1 protein-coding gene is annotated in these 1,445 nt (G+C 37.4%); it reads right to left on the bottom strand.

The features are described from left to right. Nucleotides 1–36: 36 nt before the first annotated feature. Nucleotides 37–1,391 (bottom strand): IS3 family transposase gene (locus GUA98_RS29230; protein WP_193725202.1). Its coding sequence is split into 2 segments (ribosomal slippage): nt 37–938 and nt 938–1,391, totalling 1,356 coding nucleotides; the frame shifts between segments, so codons are not numbered across the junction. Nucleotides 1,392–1,445 lie beyond the last annotated feature (54 nt).

Genomic DNA, 1,445 nt, shown 5'->3' with positions numbered 1-1,445 from the left:
TGAAGTGACCCCTAAAAGTTAGACACGGTTATTTCATTAGGCAGCTTGATTAAAATGAGTTCGGTATTCTACCGGGCTCATTTTAAATTTTGCTTTCATTCGTTTCGTGTTGTAGTATTCGATATATTTTTTAAGTTCTTTTTTGAAATACTCTAAGCTTTCAAATTCCTTCAGATAGAGGAATTCTGATTTCATTATCCCGAAGAAATTTTCCATCACTGAATTGTCGTAACAATTACCTTTACGAGACATACTTTGTACAATTCCTCTAGATTCAAGCTTTGTACGATAGGGCTTCATTTGATAGTGCCAGCCTTGATCAGAATGCATCAGTAGCTGATGGTCCTCTGGCAAACGTTCTAAAGCTTGATCTAACATCTCTGAAACAAGGGAATACGTTGGCCTTGAGCCAATGGTATACGTAATAATTTCCCCATTAAATAAATCTAGTACAGGCGATAAATAAAGCTTCTCACCAAATAATTTAAACTCAGTAATATCGGTGACCCATTTTGCATTAGGTACTTCCGATGTGAAGTTTCTATTTAAAATGTTTGATGCGATTTTACCTATCGTACCTTTGTACGATTTATATTTTTTCATGCGTACTAAGCACTTTAAACCTAACTCTTTCATAATGCGCTGGACCCTTTTATGATTCACTTTTTGCTGGCGATTCGCTAGTTCATCACAAATGCGTCGATAGCCATAACGACCTTCATGTTCATCATAGATTGCTTGAATCTCCACTTTTAAGTCCAGATCTGGATCTAGTTGATCCAACTTCTTTACTACATTGTAATACGTGCTACGTGGGATTTGTGCGAATGCTACAAGCGCCTTCACTGGGTACTTCTGCCTTAATTCATAGATGACCTTTACTTTGCCTTTCTTGGTGATTTTTCTTTGCTTTGAACTAAGGCATTTAACTTTTTTAAGTATTCATTCTCCATACGTAGACGTTGGATTTCTGCTTGAAGGGCTTCTGTAGAGTCTTCAGTTCGTGTTGGCTTTGTTGGTTTACTGGATTTTTTCTTCAAGGATGGACGCCCCTTTTTCTTCGAAATGAGCGCATCTAACCCTACCGTATTAAGCTTTATCCTCCACGTTCGAATTAATGCTGGAGAGGAAATATTAAAGATGACTGCAGCTTCGTTAGGAGATATCCCCATTTCGTTCATATTATTAAGTACGTCCATCTTAAACTGCATAGTGTAGGAAGTATAGGACTTTTTAAAGGCGGCTAACCCGTGATACTCAGCTTGTTTAATCCACATCCGTACAACTTCTTGATTCGCCCCAAGTGAATTAGCAATTTCCCTTACACTTTCCGATTTGCTTTGATATCTAATAACTGCATCCATTTTTTGTTCGTTTGTAAATTTAGCCATAGAAAAACTGCACCTCCAATTGTTGATAATGTCTAACAATTGGGGTGCAGTTCA

Source organism: Paenibacillus sp. P13VS (genome assembly GCF_015143645.1).
Classification (GTDB): Bacteria; Bacillota; Bacilli; order Paenibacillales; family Paenibacillaceae; genus Paenibacillus; species Paenibacillus xylanilyticus_A.
The sequence above is the reverse complement of the archived record's forward strand: the minus strand, read 5'-3'. Positions and strand labels throughout refer to the sequence as shown.